Here is a 23,092-nt window from a genome sequence, read left to right as displayed (position 1 = left end):
CGGCGGCCGGAGCAGCACAGGGAGTCGACAGTGTCGATGGCGTCCACGACCACCGGCCTGCCCGAGCGTTACCGGCCCCTCGACCAGATCGGTCCGGACGAGACCACCCCCACCGGCGTCATCCAGAGCTGGCGCGCCAAGGACCGGGTCCTCAACCGCGACGTCGCCGTCCGGGTGCACGTGCCGGCCGGCCCCGCCGCCCACGCCTGGATCACCCGCGCGCTCACCGCGGGTGGGCTGGCCACCCCGGCGCTGGCGATGGTCTACGACGCTTCCGAGGGCAGCGGCGACCCGCAGGCACCGGGGGGCGCGGCGTACGTCGTCAACGAGTGGATCGACGGCGAGACCCTCGCCGACCGGTTGCGCTCGGGGCCGATGCCGGAGCGGGAGGTGCGGCTGGTCCTCCGCCGGCTCGCCGAGGGCGTGGCCGAGGCGCACCGGGTGGGGCTGGCGGTCGGCGGCCTGACGCTGGAGAACGTCGTCCTCCGGCCCAACGGGCTGGTCGGGCTGCGGGCCGTGCCCGCGGCCTCGGGCACCGTCCAGGGCGACATCACCGCGCTCGGCGAGCTGCTGGAGGCCTGCCTCACCGGCATCGGCCCCGGCGCTCGGCCGGCGTCCGGCCCGTCCGACCTGGTGGCGCTCGCCCGCCGGGCGCGCTCGACCGAGCCGGGCCAGGGGATGTCCAGCGTCGCCGCCATGGCCGCGCTGCTCGCCGAGCGGCCCCGCACCGGACCCAACCAGGCGCTGGCGTCGTACCGCGGCGAGGACGCCGACGGCGGACGGCGCCGCCGCTCGCGGGACCGCCGCGGCGACAACGCGGCGCCGGTGCGGCTGGAGCCCGGCACTCTGCCCCCCGTGCCCCCGGTGCGCCCGACCGGCGAGGACGAGCCGGTGCCGGCGGTCAACCCGAGCCGGGACACCATCGTGGCCGGCCGAGCACTGCCTCCCGCCCCGTCGGCCGGTGACGACGAGCCCTTCGGGGTGCTGGAGCCGGACGTGATGTCGGACCAGGACCCGTACGCCGACCCGGTCGACCTCGACGACGACGAGGACGACGCCCGCAAGCACCGGCTGGTCGTCGTGGGCCTGCCGCTGCTCGCCCTGCTGGTGGTCATCGCCCTGGCGTGGTGGTTCGGGTCGAGCGTCCTGTCGGTGACCGACTCGGTGGAGTCCGAGATCGACGGGACCACGCCCCCGGCCAGCAGCGCCCCTGTCGCGGACGGCGGTGCGGAGGGCGACGACCCGGGGAGCGCACCCGGCCCGGTGGCCACCATCGCCGCCGCCCAGGTGTTCGACCCCTTCGGCGACGGCGAGCCGGAGAACGACCGCGCGGTCCCGCTGTCGTACGACGGCGACCCCGCCACCACCTGGTCCACCCTCAACTACCGCGGCTCCCCGGCGTTCGGGAACCTCAAGCCCGGCGTCGGCGTCCTCTACGACCTCGGGGGCGCCGAGGACCTCTCCGGCGTCACCATCCAGACGGCACTGCCCGGTGCCACCGTCGAGGTCCGCACCGCGGAGACGGCCGGGGGCGCTCTCGACGACTTCGCCGTGGCTGCGAACGGCACCCTGGAGCAGACCACCGACCTCGCGTTCGACGACCCGGTGACCGCCCGCTACGTGCTCGTGTGGCTCACCGGCCTGGTCGACAGCCCGGACGGCTTCTCCGCACAGCTGGCCGAGGTGGAGATCCGCACCGCCGGCTGAGGACGGACGCCGTCCCCCACCCCACCGGGGCACGGGACGGGCCCGCCCGGGAATGGCCCCCCTAGGATCGTCGTTGTGGCGACCGTGAGCGCGAGCACCGAGAACCAGCCGACGCCGGGCCCCGCCGTGACCACCGGCGAGATCGAGCAGCCGGTCATCCCCCCGGCCGAGCACGACGGCATCCGCGACCTGATCATCATCGGGTCCGGGCCCGCCGGCTACACCGCGGCCACCTACGCCGCCCGGGCGAACCTGCACCCTCTGGTGTTCGAGGGCTCGCAGTTCGGCGGCGCCCTCATGACCACCACCGAGGTCGAGAACTTCCCCGGCTTCCCCGAGGGCATCCAGGGCCCCCAGCTGATGGACGACATGCGCACCCAGGCCGAGCGCTTCGGCGCGGAGCTCGTGCCGTCGGACGTGACCGAGGTCGACCTCACCGCCGAGCCGAAGATCGTGAAGGTCGGCGACCAGGTGCACCGGGCCCACGCGGTCATCGTGGCCACCGGGTCGAAGTACCGGTACCTGGGCCTGGACAACGAGCAGCGGCTGCTCGGCCGCGGCGTCTCGGCCTGCGCCACCTGCGACGGGTTCTTCTTCCGCGACCAGGACATCGTGGTCGTCGGCGGCGGCGACTCGGCGATGGAGGAGGCCACCTTCCTCACCCGGTTCGCCAAGAGCGTCACCGTGGTCCACCGCCGCGAGGAGCTGCGCGCCTCGAAGATCATGCAGAAGCGGGCGCAGGACAACGAGAAGATCCGCTGGGCCCTCGGCAAGCAGGTCACCGACGTCCTGGGCGAGAGCACCGTCTCCGCCGTCCAGCTAACCGACCTCGCCACCGGGGACACCGAGACGATGCCGGTGACCGGCATGTTCCTCGCCATCGGGCACGACCCGCGCAGCGAGCTGTTCGTCGGCCAGCTGAAGCTCGACGACGAGGGCTACATCCAGGTGGACCACCCGACCACCCACACCAACATCGACGGCGTCTTCGCCTGCGGCGACGTCGTCGACCACATCTACCGCCAGGCGATCACGTCGGCCGGCACGGGTGCCGCCGCCGCCATCGACGCCGAGCGGTGGCTCGCCGAGACCTTCGACGAGCGCTGACCGCGGGCCTGCCGGGGCAACGGCCGGATCCGGGCATAACCGACCCGTCCGGCCGGTTGTCCGGGCAGGCACACCTCGTCAGCGCATGCAACGAGCCAGTCGACCGAGAGGGAGAACGACCATGGCAGGCAACACCGTGACGGTGACCGACTCCAGCTTCGCCACCGATGTGCTGGGCAGCGACAAGCCCGTGCTCGTCGACTTCTGGGCGGAGTGGTGCGGCCCGTGCAAGATGGTCGCCCCCGTGCTGGAGGAGATCGCCGCCGAGCACGGCGACAAGCTCACCATCGCGAAGCTGAACATCGACGAGAACCCGCAGATCGCCCGCGACTACCAGGTCATGTCGATCCCGACCATGACGGTCTTCCAGGGCGGCAAGCCGGTCAAGAGCATCATCGGCGCCAAGCCCAAGGGCGCCATCCTGAGCGACCTCGCCGACTACCTGTAGAAGGGCCACCCTTCCCCCCACGCCTCGCACGCTCGGCGCGGGACCCTGAAGGGCGGCCGTTCCAGCACGTCACCGGGCCCACCCGTCCCTCCGGACGGGTGGGCCTGCGTCGTACGGGGGGCTGGTCCGCCCCCGGTGCGCCGTCCCCGGCGGGAGGGACCACAATCGGTCACACCATGGGAACCGACAGCCGCATGCAGCCTCTGGGGCGGGGGGACCGCGGGCCGGCCGTCGCCGACGTGCACGCCGCCCTCCGCAGCCTGGGCCTCCTCCCCGCTGCCGAGAACGGGAACGAACCGGGTCTGGAGTCGGCGGAGTACGACGCCGACACCGAGCTGGCCGTCCGCCACTTCCAGCAGGTCCGCGGCCTCTCGGTCGACGGGCGGGTCGGGGAGGAGACCTACCGGGCCCTCACCGAGGCCCGCTGGTCGCTGGGTGACCGGCTGCTGCGCTACGACCCGGAACGGCCGATGCGCGGCGACGACGTGACGAACCTGCAGGAACGCCTGCTGGAGCTCGGCTACGACGCCGGCCGGGCCGACGGCATCCTCGGCCCGGAGACCGAGGTCGGCCTGCGCGCCTTCCAGCGCGACTACGGGCTGACCTCGGACGGCACCTGCGGCCCGGCGACGCTGCGCGCCCTGCGCCAGCTGGGACGCAAGGTGACCGGTGGCCGTCCCCAGCTGCTGCGGCAGAGCGCCTCCTTCGTGGAGAGCGGCCCGCACCTGATCGGACGCCGGATCGTCGTCGACGCCGGCCACGGCGGTCCGGACACCGGCTTCACCGTGGGCGAGACGACCGAGGCGGACCTGGCCTTCGACCTGGCGTCCCGGATCGAGGGCGGGCTGGCCGCCGCCGGCGCCACCGTGTACCTCACCCGCGGCCGCGAGCAGAACCCGACGCCCGCCGAACGCACCGCCTTCGCCAACGACGCCCGGGCCGACCTCTTCATCGCCCTGCACCTGGATGCACACCCGTCCGAGCACGCCCGGGGGGTCGCCGCCTACTACTACGGCACCGGATCGGGTGCCTCGTCCACGGTGGGGGAGCAGTTCGCCAACCTGGCCCGCCGCGAGGTCGTCGCCCGCACCGGGATGCTCGACCTCGGCTCGCACCCCAAGACGTGGGAGCTGCTGCGCATGACGCGCATGCCGGCGGTCCGGCTGGACTGCGGCTACCTCTCCCACCCGGTCGACCGGCAGCTGCTGCTCGACGCGCGGGTGCGCAGCTCCATCGCCCACGGCGTCCTGGCCGCTGTGCAGCGGCTCTACCTCCCGGCCGAGTCCGACCCACCGACCGGCACCTTCGTCCTCCCCGAGAAGGCGTAGCCGGCCACTCGCCCCCAGGCCCCGGCCGGGCCCGAACGGTCCACCTGGCACCGGTGGTCCCACCAGGCGTCCATCCGCCCGCGCCTACACTCCTGAGGTGGCCACCATCCCGCCCGGCACGCCTGCCGGTTCCGGACAGCAGGGGGCGCACCTGGGTGCGCACCCCCATCCCGCGCCGCGTCATCCGCGGCTCGACCCGCTGGCCGACCGCTACGCAGCCCGCACCCACGGGATGAAGAGCTCGGAGATCCGGGCGCTCTTCTCCGTGGTCAGCCGGCCCGAGGTGGTCTCCCTGGCCGGTGGCATGCCTGCCGTCACCGCGCTCCCGCTGGACGCGGTGGGCTCGATGATCGGTGACCTGGTCTCGGGCATGGGCGCGCAGACGCTCCAGTACGGATCGGGTCAGGGCGACCCGCGGCTGCGGGAGCGGATCTGCGACGTCATGGCGCTCGAGGGCATCACCGACGCCTCGCCGAGCGAGGTCGTGGTCACGGTCGGCTCGCAGCAGGGGCTGGACCTGGTCACCCGCGTCTTCGTCGACCCCGGTGACGTGATCCTCGCCGAGGCGCCGTCCTACGTCGGCGCGCTCGGCGTCTTCCAGTCCGCCCAGGCCCGGGTGCGGCACGTCGCCATGGACGACGACGGGCTGATCCCGGAGGCGCTGGAGCAGGCCCTGGCCGCGTGCCGCGCCGACGGCGACCGGGTGAAGTTCCTCTACACCGTGCCGAACTTCCACAACCCGGCCGGCGTGACCCTCTCCGAGCCGCGCCGCGAGGAGATCATGGCGATCGCCGAGCGCTGGGACCTGCTGATCATCGAGGACAACCCCTACGGCCTGCTGGGCTTCGACCGCGAGCCGATGCGGGCACTGCGCGCCCGGGACGCCCACCGGGTGATCTACCTGGGCTCCTTCTCCAAGACGTTCTCCCCGGGCCTGCGGGTGGGCTGGGTGCTCGCGCCGCTGGCCGTCCGGGAGAAGCTCGTGCTGGCCACCGAGGCGCAGGTGCTCTGCCCGCCGTCGCTCACCCAGTACGCCGTCGCCCGGTACCTGGACACCCAGCCCTGGCGCGAGCAGATCAAGCTGTTCACCGAGCTCTACCGGGAGCGCCGCGACGCCACGCTGGAGTCCCTGCAGGCGCTCATGCCGGCGGGCACCACCTGGACCCGCCCCGACGGCGGCTTCTACGTGTGGCTCAAGCTGCCCGCCGGGCTGGACGCGAAGCTCATGCAGCCCCGCGCCGTCGGCGCGCACGTCGCCTACGTCCCGGGCATCGGCTTCTACGCCGACGGCAGCGGCCAGGAGTACATGCGCCTGTCGTACTGCTACCCCGAGCCGGATCAGATCCGGGAGGGGGTCCGCCGGCTGTCCCGCGTCGTCGAGGCGGAACTGGACCTGCACTCCACCTTCGACAAGGTCGACACCGGTACCTTCCGGGCGATCCGGCCGGGCTCCGGCCACGACGCCGAGTCGATGGTGGGGCCGGCGAACAGCGACACGTACGAGGACGGCCGATGAGCGAGACCGCGCCCGCCGCAGTGCCCGCCGCGCCCGAGGAGCGACACCCGCTGCGGGCCGTCGTCCTCGCCGGCGGGCTCACCTTCGAACGCGAGGTCAGCCTCTCCTCCGGCACCCAGGTGGTCGAGGAGCTCACCCGCGCCGGCCTGGACGCCGAGCTGCGCGACGCCGATGCCGAGCTGCTGCCCGGCCTGGCCGCGGCCCCGGCCGACGCGGTCTTCATCGCGCTGCACGGCGCCACCGGCGAGGACGGTGCCCTCCGTGCGGTCCTCGACCTGGCCGGGGTGCCGTACGTGGGGTCGCCCGCGGCCGCGTGCCGGCTGGCCTGGGACAAGCCGGCCGCGAAGTCCGTGGTCCGCACCGCCGGGCTGACCACGCCGGACTGGGTGGCGCTCCCGCACAGCACCTTCCGCGAACTGGGTGCCGGTGCGGTGCTGGACCTGATGGTGGCCCGGCTGGGGCTGCCCCTGATGGTCAAGCCGGCGTCGGGCGGCTCGGCCCTGGGCGTGCAGAAGATCAGCCGGGTCGAGGACCTCCCGGCCGCGATGGTCAGCTGCTTCGCCTACGGCGACACCGTGATGGTGGAGCGCTACGTCGAGGGGGTCGAGGTCGCGCTCGCCGTCGTCGACCTGGGCGACGGGCCGGTCGCGCTGCCGGCCGTCGAGATCGAGCCCGAATCCGGGGTCTTCGACTACGCGTCCCGCTACTCACCGGGGCTCACCGAGTACCACGCGCCCGCCCGCATCCCGGAGGAGGCGGCGGCCCGCGCCGCCGAGGTCGCCGTCCGGGTGCACGAGGTGCTGGGGCTGGCCGACCTCTCCCGGACCGACGCGATCGTGACCCCCGACGGCGAGGTGCACTTCCTCGAGGTGAACGTCTCCCCGGGGCTGACCGAGACCTCCATGTTCCCCATGGCGGTCGAGGCGGCCGGCTACGACCTGGGCGCGGTGCTGGCCCGCCTGATCGCCCGGTGCGCGGAGAACCCGCGCTGAACGTGGCGCAGCCGACAGAGGCCGCCTTCCGTCAGTGACGGAAGGCGGCCTCTGTCGTTACCGGTGGTGGATCAGGCGTCGGGACGACGCCCGGTGATGTCCGGCGCCATGACGCCGATGATCCGCTGCAGGTCGTCCACCGAACCGAACTCGACGACGATCTTGCCCTTCGACCGGCCGATCTGGATCTTCACCTTGGTCTCGAACATGTCCGACAGCCGGGAGCCCAGCTCCTCCACCCCGGGTGCGGAGATCCGCCGGGTGCGTCGCTTGGCCGCGGGCTCCTCGGCGGCCGCCAGCGCGACGGCCTCCTCGGTGGCCCGCACCGAGAGGCCCTCGGCGACGATCCGGGTGGCCAGCGCGTCCTGGGCCACCGGATCCTGCAGTCCGAGCAGCGCGCGGGCGTGCCCGGCGGAGATGACGCCGGCGGCAACCCGGGTCTGCACCTTCACCGGCAGCTTCATCAGCCGGATGGTGTTGGTGACCTGCGAGCGGCTGCGCCCGATCCGCTGCGCGAGCTCCTCGTGCGTGGCCCCGAACTCCTCCAGCAGCTGCTGGTAGGCGGCGGCCTCCTCCAGCGGGTTCAGCTGGACCCGGTGGATGTTCTCGAGCAGCGCGTCGCGCAGCATCGCGTCGTCGGTGGTGTCGCGCACGATCGCCGGCACGGTGCCGAGACCGGCCGCCCGCGCGGCGCGCAGCCGCCGCTCGCCCATGATGAGCTCGTAGCGCCCACCGTCGGACTCGCGCACGACGATCGGCTGGAGGAGCCCGAACTCCCTGACGCTGTGGGTCAGCTCCTCCAGGGCCTCGTCGTCGAAGACCTGCCGCGGCTGCTTCGGGTTCGGCACGACGTCCTCGACCCCGACCTCGCGCAGCTGCGCACCCGGGACGCCCACCGCATCGGTCTCCGCGGCCGGGGACGGCGCCGGGGAGGGCACCAGGCTGACCGGCGCACGCGACGGCTCGGTCGCCTCCGCGACCGGCGAGGCGCCGTCCGGCCCGGTCCCGGAGCGCGGAGCCGACTGCTCGTCCCGCTCCGTGCCCGGCGCCGGGGTGGTGGGCGCGACCGGGGGAGGCGTGGGCGCCGGCCCGGTCGGGATGAGCGCCGCCAGCCCGCGTCCGAGGCCGCCTCGCTTCGTCATGACAGCTCCTCGCTGGCAGGGATGGTCACTGGGACTCCTGGCCGCCGAACGGCACCGACGTCTCCCCGAAGGCGAGCGCGCCGACCGGGGTGGCCCCGTTGCTTCCGGTGGACGCATCGAGGGGCTCGAGGGCCACCCCGCGCTGGGCCAGCTCGCGGGCGGCCTCCACGTAGCTGGTCGAGCCGCGCGAGCCCGGGTCGTAGGTCAGCACCGACTGCCCGTAGCCCGGCGCCTCGGAGACCCGCACGTTGCGGGGGATCACGGCGTTCAGCACGAGGTCCCCGAAGTGGTTGCGGACCTCGTCGGCGACCTGGTCGGCGAGCTTCGTCCGCCCGTCGTACATGGTGAGCAGGATGGTCCGCACCGCGATCCCCGGGTTGAGGTGCTGGCGGACCAGGTCGATGTTGTTGAGCAGCTGCCCCAACCCCTCCAGCGCGTAGTACTCGCACTGGATGGGGATGAGCACCTCGTCGCCGGCCACCAGCGCGTTCAACGTCAGCAGGCCGAGCGAGGGCGGGCAGTCGATGAGCACGTAGTGCGGGCGCCGTTCCCGCGGCAGCGCCGCCACGTACGCCTCGATGGCCCGGCGCAGCCGGTGCTCCCGGGCGACGACGGAGACCAGCTCGATCTCGGCGCCGGCCAGGTCGATGGTCGCCGGGACGCAGAGCAGGTTCGGGCTGGCGGTCGTCGGGTGCACCACCTCGGAGAGGGTGCTGTCACCGACGAGGGCGTCGTAGATCGACGGCGTGCCGACCGTGTGCTCGACGCCGAGGGCCGTGCTCGCGTTGCCCTGCGGGTCGAGGTCGATCACCAGGGTGCGCAGCCCGTAGAGGGCGAGCGCGACGCCGAGGTTCACCGTCGACGTCGTCTTCCCGACCCCACCCTTCTGGTTCGCGATCGTGATGACCCGGATGCGCCCGGGCGCCGGGAAGGGCTCCTGCTCGGCGGCGTGCAGGACACGCGTGGCACGCAGGGCCTCCATGGCGATGGGGCTGTCGAAGTCCGCGAGCCCACCGGAGGACGACGCGGTCGACGACTGGTCAGCGGCGAGGCTGCTGCGCAGCCGCTCGCCCGGGTCGGTCATCGCAGGTCCTTCCTCTGGCGCCGTTTCACGTGGAACGGATCGGGGTAGCAGTGCCTGTTCCACGTGGAACAGGACGCGGGAGCGCCGTCCGGCAGCCTCACCGGTCTCCCCGCGTCATGACCACCACGGTAGTGGCAGCGTCTCCCAGGGATGCACCGACGGCACGCGGTTCGATGTCGCGCATGCCGGCGGCGTGGAGTTCGGGGAGGAAGGCCGGCAGCTCGGCCAGCGCGCGGGCGCCGACCAGGGCCACCAGCTGGGTGCCTGGCCGGAGCAGGCCGCGGCACCAGCCGACGAGCCGGGGGAGTGGGGCGACCGCCCGTGCGGTGACCACGTCGACCCGGCCGACGGCGGTCACCACCGACCGGTCCTCGGCCCGTCCGCGCACCACGCGCCAGGTGGCGGACGGACCCGCGAGGTCGGCGACCGCCTCCTCCAGGAACTCGACCCGCCGGGCCATCGGCTCGACCAGGGTGAGGGCGATGTCCGGGCGGGCCAGCCCGAGCGGGATGCCGGGGAGGCCCGCGCCGCTGCCGACGTCGACCACCCGGGCGTCCCGGGGGACGGCCTCGGCCACTGCCGCGCTGTTGAGGACGTGCCGCTCCCACAGCCGCGGTACCTCGCGGGGGCCGATCAGGCCGCGCGTCACCCCATCGGAGGCCAGCTTGGCCACGTACCGCTGCGCCGCGGGCAGGGCGTCGCCGAAAACGGCGACGGCCGCCGTCGGCGCGGGCACCTCGGGGGCGGCCGGGGCGTCGGGCCCGGGACCTCCGTCGCTCACCTGTCGGGCAGGACCACGACGCGGCGGCGGGGCTCCTCGCCCTCCGACTCACTGTGCACGCCGGCCACCGAGGCGATGACGTCGTGCACGACCTTGCGCTCGAAGGGGTTCATCGGGCTGAGCCGCTCCGGCTGGCCGCTGGCGGAGACCCGGCGCGCGGTCTCGCCGGCCAGCGAGGTGAGATCCGCACGGCGCTTGGCCCGGTAGCCACCCACGTCGAGCATCAGCCGGCTGCGCACACCCGTGGACTGGGCGACGGCGAGGCGGGTGAGCTCCTGGAGCGCCTCCAGCGTGGCGCCGTCGGGACCGATGAGGTCGTCCAGCCGGCCGCCGACGATCGCGACCGACGCCCGGTCCCCTTCCACGTCGAGGTCGATGTCGCCGTCCACGTCGAGGATGTCGAGGAGCCGCTCGAGGTAGTCCCCGGCGACGTCGCCCTCACGGACCAGCAGGTCGTCAGCGGTCCCACCGGCCCCACCCGTCTCGGCGGTCTCGACGTCGACGGGCTCCACGACGGCGTCGTCGCTGGCGGCGTCCGCGTCGGGCAGAGCGGGCGGGTTGTCTGTCACGGGCTGCTGCGGAGCACTCACGGGTGTTCCTCCCAGTTCGGTGCGGCGGCCGGGTGGCCCCGGTGGACTGTGTGCCGGGCGGGCCGGCTGGAAAGCGGTCGGGCGAGGGTCAGCGACGCTTCCGCTTCCCGCGGTTGGCCGGCCCCTGGCCCGCTCCGGAGCGGGAGTTCCGGCCGGCGCCGGACCCCGCGCTGCGCGAGCCGGTGGACCCGGTGGCCGTGGACCCGGTGGCCGTGGACCCGTTCCCCGTGGACCCGTTCCCCGTGGACCCGTCGGACGTCGGGTCGTCGCCGACGCGACCGTCGCCGTCCACGGTGCTCGACGGCGCGGCCGTGGTGGAGGCGGGGCGCCCCTGCTTGGGTCGCACCGGCTTCGCGCCCGGCTTCGGGGCGAGCGTCTTCGGGTCGACGGCCGGCTTGTCCGCATCCGCCTTCGCCTTCCCGGCGTCGGAGCCGGGCGGCGGCAGCTTGCGGAGGATGAAGAACTGCTGGCCCATCGTCCACAGGTTGTTCGTCATCCAGTAGATGAGGACACCGATGGGGAAGATGAAGCCGGAGACGAAGAGGCTCAGCGGCACGCCGTAGAGCATCAGCTTCTGCACCATCGCTGCCTGACCCTCGACGGGGCCCGAGCGCGCCATGATCTGCTTCTGCGTGAAGTACGTCGTGAAGCACATCACGACGATCAGCGCGAAGGCGACGATCCGGATGGTGGTGTAGCTGGCGATGTCCAGGATCGCCTGCTCCTTGGCGCCGCTCATGTTGAACGACGCGGAGATCGGCGCACCGAAGAGCTTGGCGCGTGCCGCCTGGTCGGTGAGCTCGTCGGTCCACGAGTAGAGGCCCTGCTTGTCCGGGGCCAGCCGGCGCAGGACGTGGAACAGCGACAGGAAGACCGGGATCTGCGGCAGGATCGGCAGGCACCCGGCCAGCGGGTTGACCCCGCGCTCCTTGAACAGCTTCTGCTGCGCCTGGGCCATGCCCTGGCGGTCGCTGCCGTACTGCTTGCGCAGCTTCGCCATCTCCGGCTGCAGCTCCTGCATCGCCCGCTGCGACTTCACCTGCTTGACGAACAGCGGGAAGAGGATCAGCCGGATGGTGACGACCAGGAAGACGATCGCCAGGACCCAGCTGAGCCCGGAGAGACCGGACTCGGCGGGCGGGTCGCCGAAGATCCAGTTCCAGAGCGAGTGCCACCGGGCCATGACCCAGGAGATGGCGGTGTACAGCCAGTCAAGCAACGGAGGACTCCTCCTGCGGGGTCCGGCACGCGGCCGGCGGGGTGGCCTCGCGGCCGGGGTCATCGGACGGCGCGCCGGGAGGACGTGCCGCTGTGCTGGACGAGCGGGCACCCGTCCCGGTTCCACGCGCCGGCGGGACGAGATCCACGCCGCCCGGGTGCCACGGCGCGCACTTGGCCAGCCGGACCAGCGCCAGCCAGCTGCCGCGAGCCGCTCCGTGCGTGCCGACCGCCTCGGCGGCGTACGCGCTGCAGGTCGGGTGGAACCGGCAGCGCGGCGGCAGCGCCGGGCTGATCGCCCGGGAGTAGAAGCCGACGGCGCGCAGCAGCAGCCGCGCGACGGCGGAGCGCCGCGGGCTCGCCCCGGCCGGCGCGCTCATCGCCGGGAGGCCCGGTCGCCGAGGAGGCGGTCCAGGCCCGAGGCCAGGTCCCGGTGCAGCACCGCCGAGTCGGCGTCGGCTGCTTCGGGGCGGGCGCGGACCACCAGGTCCGCACCGGCGGGCAGGCGGTCGAGCTCGGCTCGCACGACCGCACGCAGGCGACGGGTCACCCGGTGTCGGACCACCGAGTTGCCCACGCTCTTCCCCACCACGAAACCGGCCCGCGCGGCCGGCGGCGACGCGGGGTCGCCGGCCGGCTGCTCGGGCCGTTCGGGGAGGTAGTGCAGCACCATGGTCGGCCGCCCGGCGCGCCGGCCGGATCGGACGACCGCGCTGAACTCCGGGCGCCGGCGCAGGCGTGCCTGCGCAGGCAGCACGTCAGGCGGAGAGCTTCTCGCGGCCCTTGCGCCGACGGGTGGCGAGGATCGCCCGGCCCGCGCGGGTCCGCATCCGCAGCCGGAAGCCGTGGGTCTTGGACCGGCGGCGGTTGTTCGGCTGGAAGGTGCGCTTGCTCACGAGGTACTCCCACTACACGACATCGGCGGTGCGCTCCCGTCGGTGGACGGACGCGCGCAGGGCGTCGGAGCGGCACGGTGACCGTCCCCGGAGCCCTGGAAGCTGGCACTGCGGACCGGCGCACCCAGGCCCGACCGCGCAGACTGGCGTGGCCGGGACACGGGCAGACCCGTCCACAGACTCCGGCCAGCATAGCCGAGGACCGGCGGGTGCCGGTGACCGACCGCCCATGGTGGCCCGAGCGGCCCGGGCGGAAGTCCGCGGCGCGCCGGGGAGCTCCCCCCGGGCCCGACACGCTCGCGCCGCGGGGAACCGGCGGTTCCGGCCCCGCAGCGTTGCCGGGCTGTGGACGGGGCTGTTAGCGTCGCCGTCGCTCCGCGTCGGGCGTCAGGGTCACGACGCGCGGGCCGACCCCGTCGGTCGACCGACCGCCGAGCCACTCCTCCAGCCGCCCGATCCGGGCCGTGACCAGCGAATATGCTGCACCGGCCGTCGTCCCGTGCGGAGCCGGCGCAGCACCTCTGCCGGCCGTGCACAGCCTGTGGACACCGATGTGGACCACAAGCGTTCGGATGTCCACAACCGGGGCACCCCACCGGTGGACGGTCCGCGGTTCGCGGAGGCCAGGTGCGGCCGGGACGGACGCAACCGGGGACGGCCGCGGGGTGGACAGCAGGGGAGGACGAGACGGCATGGCCGATGCCACGCTGGACCTGGCGACGGTCTGGGACCAGATCCGGGAGCGACTGGCGACCAGCCTCTCCCCGCAGCAGAACGCGATGCTGAACCTGACGCGACCCGTCGGGCTGTTCGAGGACACCGCCGTCCTGGAGGCCCCGAACGAATTCACCCAGACGGTGCTCGAGTCCCGCATGCGCCGGGTGCTCGCCGAGGCGCTGTCCCAGACCTACGGCCGCGACATCCGCGTCGCCGTCCAGGTGGAGGACTCCCCGGCTCCTCCTCCGCCGCCCGCCGAGCCCGAGCCGACCCGGCGACCGTGGTCGGCCGTGGAGGCGCAACGGGCCGAGGAGGACCAGGCGACCCGCGACCGTGCCGACGACGGGCGCAGCGCGTTCGGCGTGCGGACCGACGTCGTCGGCACCGCCGCCCCCTGGGACCGGTCCGCATCCGCCGACCGGTCGGCCACCCCCGAGTTCCCCGAGGTCCGCGAGCTCCACCCGGCCGACGGCCCGCAGCGTCCGCCGGCCGACCGTGGCGCTCCGGAGGACTGGAGCACCACGACGTGGGGCCCGACCGGGCCCGCCCCCGACTCCGGCAGCCGGGACTGGGGCGGCGAGGACGAGCGGACCGCCGACGTGCTCCCCTTCGACGTCGACGCACCAGCGGGGGAGCCCCGCCGTTCCGGTGGCGGCTCGGCAGCCCGCCCCCGGCGCGCCGAGTCGGGCCGACCGGGCGGGCTGGATCCCGGCCTCAACCCGAAGTACGTCTTCGACTCCTTCGTCATCGGGAACAGCAACCGCTTCGCGCACGCCGCCGCGGTCGCCGTCGCCGAGGCCCCCGCCCGGGCGTACAACCCGCTGTTCATCTACGGCGAGTCGGGGCTGGGCAAGACCCACCTGCTGCACGCCATCGGCCACTACGCCGCCCGGATGTTCCCCAACGTCCGCGTCCGGTACGTGAGCACCGAGGAGTTCACCAACGAGTTCATCAACCTGGTGCACTCCGGCCGGGCCGAGGAGTTCCGGCGCCGCTTCCGGGACATCGACTTCCTGCTGATCGACGACATCCAGTTCCTCGAGCGGGCCGAGCGCACGCAGGAGGAGTTCTTCCACACCTTCAACACGCTGCACAACGCCAGCAAGCAGATCGTGATCACCTCCGACCGGCCGCCGAAGAAGCTGACCACGCTGGAGGACCGGCTGCGCACCCGCTTCGAGTGGGGGCTGATCACCGACGTCCAGGCGCCGGACCTCGAGACCCGTATCGCGATCCTCCGCAAGAAGGCGTGGGGCGAGCGGCTCCAGGTGCCCGACCAGGTGCTGGAGTTCATCGCCAGCAAGGTGCAGACCAACATCCGCGAGCTCGAGGGCGCGCTCATCCGGGTCACCGCGTTCGCCTCGCTGAACAAGCAGCAGGTCGACCTGCCGCTGGCCGAGCTTGTGCTCAAGGACCTGATCAGCGACGAGCAGGGCCCGCAGATCACCGCGGCGATCATCATGGCCGCCACGGCGGAGTACTTCTCCGTGACGATGGAGGAGCTGCAGGGCACCAACCGCAGCCGCACGCTGGTCAACGCCCGGCAGATCGCGATGTACCTCTGCCGCGAGCTGACCGAGCTGTCCCTGCCGCGCATCGGTGCCTCGTTCGGCGGCAAGGACCACACCACGGTCATGCACGCCGTCAAGAAGATCACCAACCTGATGAGCGAGCGGCGGGCCACCTACACCCAGGTCACCGAGCTCACCGCCCGCATCAAGAGCCGCGCCCGGCAGTAAGAGGACCCCTCCCTCTCCCCACTCGCTCGCTCGTGGCGAGCCTTGGGAGGGGCCGGCCGGACCGCACCGCGCCCACAACCGGCTCCCCGGAGCACTCCGCGCCCGCCAGCCGCTCGCCGGTTGCGCGGGATCCGTCCACCTCGGGGGCCCTTCACGCGCCCGCTCGTGGCCTTCCCCGGCTCACCTGGCGGGGGTCCTGGCTCACCTGGTGGGGTCCTGGCTCACCACCGATCGTGAGCCAGGACCCAGAACGATCAGGTCACCTGATCAACATCGCGGAGGCCTGGTCCGGGGACGCCGGCGGTGACGGCGCGCGGCCGGAACGGTCACCGTCCGGACAGCTACCGGCCACCGTCCCGTGGTGGTCGACAAGTGGTTGTCCACACCTGTGTGGATCCCTGGGGACGACGGATCCGCAGGTTCTGGGCGCGATGACCCGCGCAAGGGCGCCGGAGGACGTCGACTCGTCGAGAAGTTGTCCCCAGGAATGTGCACAGACTGGGGGAAACCGCGACGACGTCGTTCCCCGCCGTCACGGGACGCCGCCGCCGGCACCCGGTCCCGCCGGCTCCGCCCGCTCAGCGAGCGCCTGACCTGGGAGAACACCGTGCCGGGCGACGCCGGGCTCACTCCGCCAGGGACGCCCACCGCACGCCACGCACAGGACCTGGGGACGGACCGGGGAGACGCAGGGGACAGCAGGTGGACCGCCGCGGGTCACGGTGCACAACCGTCGATCTGTCCACGTGTCGACAACAGGAGGACGCCGACCACCCACAGTCGGCCAACACCCCCGATCGGCCGCTGACCTGCGGGAAGGGCCTCGATCCCCAGCTTCCACACCAGTGATGACGAGGATGAAGGAGTTATCCCGGAAAATTCTCGAACCACACTCTGGGTGGGGACGCTGCGCTGCGAGGCCCCCCGGAGCGCAGCGGCAGGATCCGGATCAGCAGCCCATCGAGGGACCGGGGTTTCCCCACCGGGGGCTGCAACAGGCACGATGAGCACCGCAGCGGAGCCCTGGCCTCGCAGCAGTACGAACGACGAGCTCCGTGCCCGCGCCGTCCGCCCTCCCGGTGGCCGCAGGGCCGGACCGAACATGGGTGGGTCGAGAGATGAAGTTCCGGGTGGCACGTGAGGTGCTCGCCGACGCCGTCGCCTGGACGGCGCGCAGCCTGCCGCCGCGGCCGTCGGTACCGGTGCTGGCGGGCATCCTGCTCGAGGCCGAGGGGAACCAGCTGTCGGTCTCCGGCTTCGACTACGAGGTGTCGGCCCGCTCCGAGGTCGACGTGCAGACCAGTGAGAGCGGCCGCGTCCTCGTCCCGGGGCGGCTGCTCGCCGAGATCACCCGCGCGCTGCCCCCGCACCCGGTCGAGATCAGCGCCGAGGGCCCGCGCCTGGCGATCACCTGCAGCAACGCTCGGTTCAGCCTGCCGACGCTGCCGGTCGAGGACTACCCGTCCCTGCCCTCCATGCCCTCGGCCGCCGGGAACGTCGACAGCGACGTCTTCGCCGAGGCCGTCGCCCAGGTCGCGGTCGCAGCCGGGCGGGACGACACGCTGCCGATGCTCACCGGTGTCCGGCTGGAGATCGACGACGACCAGATCACCCTCGCCGCCACCGACCGCTACCGCCTCGCCGTGCGCGAGTTCGCCTGGCGCCCGCAGACCTCCGGGCTCTCGGCCGCGGTGCTGGTCCCGGCGCGCACGCTCGCCGAGGCGGCCAAGACGCTGACCAGCGGCCCGGAGATCACGCTCTCGCTGTCCTCGGGCAGCTCGGGCGAGGGCATCCTCGGCCTCTCGGGCAAGGACCGGCAGACCACCACCCGGCTGCTCGACGCCGAGTTCGTGAAGTACCGCGCGATCATGCCCAACGAGTCGCTGGCCAACGCCACCCTGCCGGTGGGCCTGTTCACCGACGCAGCGAAGCGGGTGGCCCTGGTCGCCGAGCGGGGGACGCCGCTGCGCTGCGAGTTCACGCCGGGGCAGGTCACCCTGCGGGCCGGGGGCAGCGACGACGAGGGGCAGGCGGAGGAGCGCTGCGACGTCGAGTTCGACGGCGAGCCGCTGACCATCGGGTTCAACCCGACGTTCCTGCTCGACGGGCTGGCCGCCGTGCACACCGAGCGCGCGCGGATGGACTTCACCAGCCCGCTGAAGCCGGCCGTGCTGTCCGGCGTCGAGGAGCCGGCGGCCGACGACGACAAGCCGGCGCCGGTCGAGCGTCCCGGGAGCTACCGGTACCTGATCATGCCGGTGCGGCTGCCGGGCTGAGCCACTTCCGCCCCAGGGCCCCTGCGCGGGCCCGGGGTCGGCCGCCGGGCGGGAGCCGCCCGGCACGAGCACGATGGATCGCGACCACGACGGCGAAGAGAGGCGGGACCGTGCAGCTGGGGCTGATCGGGCTGGGCAAGATGGGCGGCAACATGGCCGAGCGGCTGCGCCGCGCCGGGCACGAGGTCGTGGGATACGACCGTGCTCCCGGCAAGCGCGACGTCGACAGCCTGCCCGCACTGGTGGAGGCGCTCACAACGCCTCGCGTGGTGTGGGTGATGGTGCCCGCGGGTGAGCCGACGAAGGCGACGATCAAGGAGCTGAGCGAGCTGCTCAGCCCCGGCGACGTCGTGATCGACGGCGGAAACTCGAAGTACACCGACGACCAGGTGCACGACGTCATGATGCGCGAGAAGGGCATCGGCTACATCGACGCCGGCGTCTCCGGTGGCGTCTGGGGCCTGGAGAACGGCTACGCGCTGATGGTCGGTGGCACCAAGGAGGACGTCGCCAAGGCGCAGCCGATCTTCGACGCGCTCAAGCCGCCGGCACCGCACGACGAGTCCGGGCAGGAAATGCCCGGCGCCGGGTTCGTGCACGCCGGCCCGGTGGGCGCCGGCCACTTCAGCAAGATGGTCCACAACGGCATCGAGTACGCGCTGATGCAGGCCTACGGCGAGGGCTACGAGCTGCTGGCCGCCGTCGACCTCGTCGAGGACGTCCCGGGCGTCATCGCGTCCTGGACGCAGGGCACCGTCATCCGCTCCTGGCTGCTGGACCTGCTGGTCCGCGCGCTGGAGGAGGACCCGGCGCTCGAGGAGATCAGCGGCTACGCCGAGGACTCCGGCGAGGGTCGCTGGACCGTCGAGCAGGCGATCGAGAACGCCGTCCCCGTGCCGACGATCGCGGCCTCGCTGTTCGCCCGCTTCTCCTCCCGCCAGGAGGACTCGCCGACCATGAAGGCGGTCGCCGCGCTGCGCAACCAGTTCGGCGGGCACTCGGTGCGCGCCGTCCAGGCGCAGGAGGCCGAGCGGCCCGCGTGACCGGGGAGGGCCTGAGGTGTACCTGAGGCACCTGCAGGTCGGCTCCTTCCGCAGCTGGGACCGGGTGGACCTGGCCCTGGGGCCGGGGCCGACCGTGTTCGTCGGGCGCAACGGCGAGGGCAAGACCAACCTCGTCGAGGCGGTGGGCTACCTGGCGACCATGAGCAGCCACCGGGTCTCCAGTGACGCTCCGCTGGTCCGCCACGGAGCGGCCCAGGCGGTGGTCCGCGCGGCGCTGCGCCGCGGTGACCGGGAGCTGCTCGTCGAGATCGAGATCAACCCGGGCAAGGCGAACCGGGTGCGGGTGAACCGGGCCGCCCTGCCCCGCCCCCGCGAGGTGCTGGGCCTGGTGCGCACGGTGCTGTTCGCGCCCGAGGACCTCTTGCTGATCCGTGGCGACCCCACCGAGCGGCGTCGCTTCCTCGACGAGCTGCTCGCCACCCGGACGCCCCGCCTGGCCGGCGTGCGCAGCGACTACGAGCGCGTGCTCAAGCAGCGCAACGCACTGCTGAAGACCGCCCGCCTGGCGCGCGGCAAGGCGATGGAGACCCTCGACGTCTGGGACGGGCACCTCACCGACCTCGGCGGTCAGCTGCTGGCCGCCCGCCTACGGCTGGTCGCCGACCTGGCGCCGCACGTCGCCGAGTCCTACGCCGGCGTCGCCGGGGACGGCGCCGCGACCGCGGGCCTGGGCTACAGCTCGACGGTGCCGCTGGCCGGGGACGGCGCCGCCCTGCGGGCCGACGACGAGCTGCCCTCCGGGGCGGAGCTCACCGAGGCGATGCGGGCGCGGGTCGCCGAGCGCCGCGGCGACGAGCTCGACCGCGGCATGACGCTGGTGGGGCCGCACCGCGATGACCTGGTGATCCACCTCGGCCCCGCCCCCGCGAAGGGCTTCGCCAGCCACGGGGAGAGCTGGTCGCTGGCCCTGGCGCTCAAGCTGGCCACCTTCGCCCTGCTCCGGAGCGAGGGCGAGGACCCCATCCTGATCCTCGACGACGTGTTCGCCACGCTCGACGCCGAGCGGCGGGCGGCCCTCGCCCAGGTCGCACGGTCGGCCGAGCAGACGCTGATCACCGCGGCCGTCGTCGACGACGTGCCCACGGAGCTGCGCGGCACCCGGGTCGAGGTGGGCGGTGGCCTGGCGCTCGTGGTGAAGGACGCCGTCCCGGCCGGTGAGGGAGGAGCCCGGTGAGCGAGGACCGGCCGGCGCGGCCGAGCGACATCGCGCGAGCCGCGCTCGAGGCGGCGCGGGCCGCCTCGGCGGCCCGGCCGCGGCCCACCCGTCGCCGGATCGCCGGCCCGCGCCGCACCTGGACCGGGCCGCGCCCGGGCGCCGACGACCCCCAGCCGCTCGGCAACCTGGTCGACGCCCTGGTCAACCAGCAGGACTGGTCGGCCCGGACGAAGGTGGGCTCGGTGTTCGGCCGGTGGGACGCGATCGTCGGCCCCGACATCGCCGCGCACTGCCGGCCGCAGACCCTCAGCGAGGGCGAGCTGCTGGTCGTCGCCGAGTCCACGGCGTGGGCCACGCAGCTGCGGCTGCTGGCGCCGTCCATCCTCGGCAAGCTGCGCGCGCAGGTGGGCGGGGACGTCGTGACCCGGTTGCGCGTTGTCGGACCGACGGCTCCCAGCTGGAAGAAGGGTCCGCGCTCGGTGCGCGGCCGGGGGCCGCGCGACACCTACGGATGAGGCGCCCGCCCGGCGGGCCGGCGCCGGGGAGGACGATGCAGGTATGAGCACCCCCCGCGACGGTGACCGGGACGGCTTCGACGACGGCGACGGCCGCGGCTGGCGCGAGCCGCCGCACCTCGGCGCCGGTGGGGCCGAGGACGAGGACCGCCCCAACTTCGCCGACCGGCGGAGGACGCCCCGCGACGAGCCGCCGGCCAACCAGCCCTGGCAGCCCCCGGGGTGGGACCTGCCCGCCGCGGAGCCCGAGCGTCCGGCTCCGTCCCGGGAGGACGTGCCGCCGGCGGGCTACCCGCCACCGCAGGGCCCGCAGTACCCGCAGGCGCAGCCCCCGCAGGAGCAGCACCCCCAGCAGCAGTTCCCGCCCCAGGAGTTCCCGCCACCGGAGCAGCCGGCGCGACGGGGGCTGTTCGGCCGCCGCCGGCGCACGCCGGGCGCCGTCGAGCAGGTGTTCCGCTACGAGGGCGACCTGGTGGGCGCCCAGGGATGGGCGCTGCAGAACGGCTGGACGGTGTCCGACGGCACCGCTCCGGAGGACGCCCCCCTCGCCGACCTGATCGCCAGCGCTCCCGTGCGCGCCACCAAGGACCACCGGGCGGGGAACGTGCTGCGCGGCCGGGCGGGCACGCTCGAGCTGGTCGCGTTCGACGTCGTCTACGCGTCGGGCCGCTACCTCGTGCCGGAGTACGCGGTCACCGCCGTCCCGATGCTGGGCAGCGTGCCGGGCTTCCGGCTGAGCCCGGCCCGCTTCTGGCGGCACCGGACCGGCGGCCTCGTGCCGATGCCCAGCGGCGACGAGGCCTTCGACGCCCGCTGGCTGCTGCTGGCCGCCGAGGACGACCCGCGGCTGCGCCGCCTGGCCCAGGACCCGGCCGTGCACGCGCTGCTGCTCGGCAGCGACGACGGCGACGAGTTCTGGTCGGCTGCGGGGCACGTGGCGGCGGTCCGGCCCGACGGGCACCGGCCGCAGTTGCTGGAGCACCACACGCGGCTGCTGACGGCGATCACCGCCGGCCTCACCGCCGGCGCCTGACGGCGTCGCCCGCGGTGACAGCTCCGGCGGACGGCCCTGCCCCGGCCGCGCGGCTGGCCGACCTGCTGCCGCTCCTGCGCCCGCACCGCCGCCAGCTCCTGCTGGCCGCCGGGCTGTCGCTGGTCGGCGCGGCCGCTGCGCTCGCCCAGCCGGCTCTCGTGGCGCGGGTCATCGACGTGGTGGGTGCCGGCGACCCGCTGCTTCCCGCGGTCGGGCTGCTCGTGGTCGTGCTGGTGGCCGCGTCGGCCCTCTCGGCGGTGCAGCAGTTCGTCCTGCAGCGCACGGCCGAGGGGTTCGTGCTCACCACCCGGCTGACCCTGGTCGACCGGTTGCTGCGGCTCCCCGTGGCGGAGTACGACCGCCGCCGCACCGGCGACCTGATGTCCCGGGTGGGCTCGGACACCACGCTGCTGCGCGCCACCGTGACCGCCGGCGTGGTCGAGGTCGCCGGCTCGGTGGTCGTCGGGGTGGGCGCCCTGGTGGCCATGGCCGTGGTCGACGTCTGGCTGCTGCTCGTCACGGTGCTGGCCGTCGCCGTCGGTGCGGTCGCCGCCGTCCTCGCCTCCCGCGGCGTGCGCCGGCTGTCGCAGCGCGCCCAGGAGGAGGTCGGGGCGATGACGGCGGCGGTCGAGCGGGCGCTGTCGGCGGTCCGCACCATCCGGGCCAGCGGGGCCACGACGCGGGAGGTCGCGGCCGTGGGCGCCAGTGCCCGCCGCGCCTACGCGGCCGGCGTGCAGGTGGCCCGGCTGGAGGCGCTGGTCTCGCCGGCCGGCTCGATCGCCGTCCAGGGGGCCTTCCTGGCGGTGCTCGGCGTCGGCGGCTACCGGGTGGCGAGCGGCTCGATCACCGTGGCGTCCTTGGTCGCCTTCATCCTGTACCTGTTCCTGCTGGTCATGCCTCTGGGTCAGGCGATCAGCGCGTGGACCCAGCTGCAGACCGGCCTGGGCGCGCTCGCCCGGATCCAGGAGGTGCTCGCCCTCGCGCCGGAGGACGACGAGCGCCCGCAGCGCACCGGGTCGGGATCAGTGGTGCCGGTCGCCGGCGCACCGCTGCTGGAGCTCGACGGCGTCTCGTTCGCCTACCCCGACGGCACCCCCGTGCTGCACGGGGTGTCCCTCCAGGTCCCCGCCGGCAGCCGGGTCGCGCTGGTCGGCCCGTCGGGTGCGGGCAAGTCGACGGTCCTGGCGCTGATCGAGGGCTTCTACCCGCTCTCCGGCGGGGCGATCCGGTGGGCGGGCACCGACGTCCGGGACCTGCCCCGGGCGGCCCTGCGCGCCCGGCTCGGCTACGTGGAGCAGGAGGCGCCGGTCCTGGCGGGGTCGGTGCGCGACAACCTGCTGCTCACCCGGCCCGACGCGACCGATCCCGAGCTGTGGGCGGTGCTCGCCGACGTGGGCCTGACCGAGGTGGTGCGCCGGTCCCCGCGCGGCCTGGACGTGCTGGTCGGCGACGAGGGCGTGCTGCTCTCCGGGGGTGAGCGGCAGCGCCTGGCCATCGCCCGCTCCCTGCTCGCCCGGCCGGAGCTGCTGCTGCTCGACGAGCCGACGGCGAGCCTGGACGCGCGGAACGAGGGCCTGCTGCGCACGACGCTGGCGGCGGCGTCGGCGGGCCGGGCGCTGCTCGTCGTCGCCCACCGGCTGTCCACCGTCCTCGACAGCGACCAGATCGTGGTGCTCGACGAGGGCCGGGTGGTCGCCCGCGGCACCCACGACGAGCTGGTCGGCACGAGCCCGCTCTACCGGGAGCTCGCCGCCGCCCAGCTGCTCGTCTGAGTCCGCTGATG

At 74.0% G+C, this 23,092-nt stretch carries 21 protein-coding genes; 13 read left to right on the top strand and 8 right to left on the bottom strand.

Annotation, left to right across the window (positions count from 1 at the left end; all coding sequences use genetic code 11):
- Nucleotides 1–36 precede the first annotated feature (36 nt).
- From ACI8AP_RS12160 to ACI8AP_RS12135, 6 genes are all read left to right on the top strand, one after another.
- The gene (locus ACI8AP_RS12160; RefSeq protein WP_456589603.1) at nt 37–1,707 is read left to right on the top strand and encodes a hypothetical protein; all 1,671 of its coding nucleotides are present in this window, start codon (nt 37–39) and stop codon (nt 1,705–1,707) included.
- A gap of 75 nt (nt 1,708–1,782) precedes the next feature.
- The gene (gene trxB / locus ACI8AP_RS12155) at nt 1,783–2,814 is read left to right on the top strand and encodes a thioredoxin-disulfide reductase (protein ID WP_456589602.1); all 1,032 of its coding nucleotides are present in this window, start codon (nt 1,783–1,785) and stop codon (nt 2,812–2,814) included.
- Between the two features lie 121 nt (nt 2,815–2,935).
- Entirely contained in the window at nt 2,936–3,262 is a 327-nt protein-coding gene (trxA, locus tag ACI8AP_RS12150) for a thioredoxin (RefSeq protein ID WP_456563417.1), read from the top strand.
- A 176-nt stretch (nt 3,263–3,438) separates the two neighbouring features.
- Nucleotides 3,439–4,590, top strand: coding sequence for an N-acetylmuramoyl-L-alanine amidase (locus tag ACI8AP_RS12145; protein WP_456589601.1), 1,152 nt, complete (start codon nt 3,439–3,441; stop codon nt 4,588–4,590).
- Nucleotides 4,591–4,687: 97 nt separating this feature from the next.
- Nucleotides 4,688–6,106: an aminotransferase-like domain-containing protein gene (locus tag ACI8AP_RS12140; protein ID WP_456589600.1), complete on the top strand. Its 1,419-nt coding sequence runs from the start codon at nt 4,688–4,690 to the stop codon at nt 6,104–6,106.
- Nucleotides 6,103–7,098, top strand: coding sequence for a D-alanine--D-alanine ligase family protein (locus ACI8AP_RS12135; RefSeq protein WP_456589599.1), 996 nt, complete (start codon nt 6,103–6,105; stop codon nt 7,096–7,098). The genes ACI8AP_RS12140 and ACI8AP_RS12135 overlap by 4 nt, the downstream gene beginning before the upstream one ends.
- Before the next feature lie 71 nt (nt 7,099–7,169).
- On the opposite strand, the gene ACI8AP_RS12130 is transcribed toward ACI8AP_RS12135, so the two are convergent.
- From ACI8AP_RS12130 to rpmH, 8 genes are all read right to left on the bottom strand, one after another.
- Nucleotides 7,170–8,240 carry a ParB/RepB/Spo0J family partition protein gene (locus tag ACI8AP_RS12130; protein WP_456589598.1) on the bottom strand — a complete coding sequence of 357 codons (1,071 nt, stop codon included), beginning with the start codon at nt 8,238–8,240 and terminating at the stop codon, nt 7,170–7,172.
- 25 nt (nt 8,241–8,265) lie between these two features.
- Nucleotides 8,266–9,324: a ParA family protein gene (locus ACI8AP_RS12125; protein ID WP_456589597.1), complete on the bottom strand. Its 1,059-nt coding sequence runs from the start codon at nt 9,322–9,324 to the stop codon at nt 8,266–8,268.
- Between the two features lie 97 nt (nt 9,325–9,421).
- Nucleotides 9,422–10,105: a 16S rRNA (guanine(527)-N(7))-methyltransferase RsmG gene (gene rsmG / locus ACI8AP_RS12120; RefSeq protein ID WP_456589596.1), complete on the bottom strand. Its 684-nt coding sequence runs from the start codon at nt 10,103–10,105 to the stop codon at nt 9,422–9,424.
- Entirely contained in the window at nt 10,102–10,695 is a 594-nt protein-coding gene (locus ACI8AP_RS12115) for a Jag family protein (RefSeq protein ID WP_456589595.1), read from the bottom strand. Before ACI8AP_RS12115 ends, rsmG begins: the two co-directional genes overlap by 4 nt.
- A gap of 88 nt (nt 10,696–10,783) precedes the next feature.
- Nucleotides 10,784–11,914, bottom strand: coding sequence for a membrane protein insertase YidC (gene yidC / locus ACI8AP_RS12110; RefSeq protein WP_456589594.1), 1,131 nt, complete (start codon nt 11,912–11,914; stop codon nt 10,784–10,786).
- Entirely contained in the window at nt 11,907–12,293 is a 387-nt protein-coding gene (gene yidD / locus ACI8AP_RS12105; RefSeq protein WP_456589593.1) for a membrane protein insertion efficiency factor YidD, read from the bottom strand. Before yidD ends, yidC begins: the two co-directional genes overlap by 8 nt.
- Nucleotides 12,290–12,670: a ribonuclease P protein component gene (gene rnpA / locus ACI8AP_RS12100; protein WP_456589592.1), complete on the bottom strand. Its 381-nt coding sequence runs from the start codon at nt 12,668–12,670 to the stop codon at nt 12,290–12,292. The genes yidD and rnpA overlap by 4 nt, the downstream gene beginning before the upstream one ends.
- A gap of 1 nt (nt 12,671) precedes the next feature.
- Nucleotides 12,672–12,809 carry a 50S ribosomal protein L34 gene (gene rpmH, locus ACI8AP_RS12095; RefSeq protein ID WP_091930872.1) on the bottom strand — a complete coding sequence of 46 codons (138 nt, stop codon included), beginning with the start codon at nt 12,807–12,809 and terminating at the stop codon, nt 12,672–12,674.
- 692 nt (nt 12,810–13,501) lie between these two features.
- On the opposite strand from rpmH, the gene dnaA reads away from it, so the two are divergent.
- The 7 genes from dnaA to ACI8AP_RS12060 all read left to right on the top strand — a co-directional run bounded on the left by dnaA (nt 13,502) and on the right by ACI8AP_RS12060 (nt 23,081).
- The gene (dnaA, locus tag ACI8AP_RS12090; protein WP_456589591.1) at nt 13,502–15,265 is read left to right on the top strand and encodes a chromosomal replication initiator protein DnaA; all 1,764 of its coding nucleotides are present in this window, start codon (nt 13,502–13,504) and stop codon (nt 15,263–15,265) included.
- A 1,118-nt stretch (nt 15,266–16,383) separates the two neighbouring features.
- Complete coding sequence (dnaN, locus tag ACI8AP_RS12085; RefSeq protein WP_456589590.1) at nt 16,384–17,541, top strand: DNA polymerase III subunit beta; 1,158 nt, start codon at nt 16,384–16,386, stop codon at nt 17,539–17,541.
- Nucleotides 17,542–17,651: 110 nt separating this feature from the next.
- Nucleotides 17,652–18,584: a phosphogluconate dehydrogenase (NAD(+)-dependent, decarboxylating) gene (gene gnd, locus ACI8AP_RS12080; RefSeq protein ID WP_456589589.1), complete on the top strand. Its 933-nt coding sequence runs from the start codon at nt 17,652–17,654 to the stop codon at nt 18,582–18,584.
- 16 nt (nt 18,585–18,600) lie between these two features.
- A complete protein-coding gene (gene recF, locus ACI8AP_RS12075) occupies nt 18,601–19,779 on the top strand; it encodes a DNA replication/repair protein RecF (RefSeq protein WP_456589588.1) in 1,179 nt (392 codons plus the stop codon).
- Nucleotides 19,776–20,276, top strand: a complete 501-nt coding sequence (locus tag ACI8AP_RS12070) for a DUF721 domain-containing protein (RefSeq protein ID WP_456589587.1) — start codon at nt 19,776–19,778, stop codon at nt 20,274–20,276. Before recF ends, ACI8AP_RS12070 begins: the two co-directional genes overlap by 4 nt.
- 43 nt (nt 20,277–20,319) lie before the next feature.
- Nucleotides 20,320–21,309 carry a hypothetical protein gene (locus tag ACI8AP_RS12065; RefSeq protein ID WP_456589586.1) on the top strand — a complete coding sequence of 330 codons (990 nt, stop codon included), beginning with the start codon at nt 20,320–20,322 and terminating at the stop codon, nt 21,307–21,309.
- A gap of 14 nt (nt 21,310–21,323) precedes the next feature.
- Nucleotides 21,324–23,081, top strand: a complete 1,758-nt coding sequence (locus ACI8AP_RS12060) for an ABC transporter ATP-binding protein (protein ID WP_456589585.1) — start codon at nt 21,324–21,326, stop codon at nt 23,079–23,081.
- Nucleotides 23,082–23,092: the final 11 nt, after the last annotated feature.

The sequence above is a fragment of the Blastococcus sp. SYSU DS1021 genome (assembly GCF_054050995.1).
Note: the sequence above shows the minus strand (reverse complement) of the source record. Positions and strands in the feature narration are given on the sequence as shown.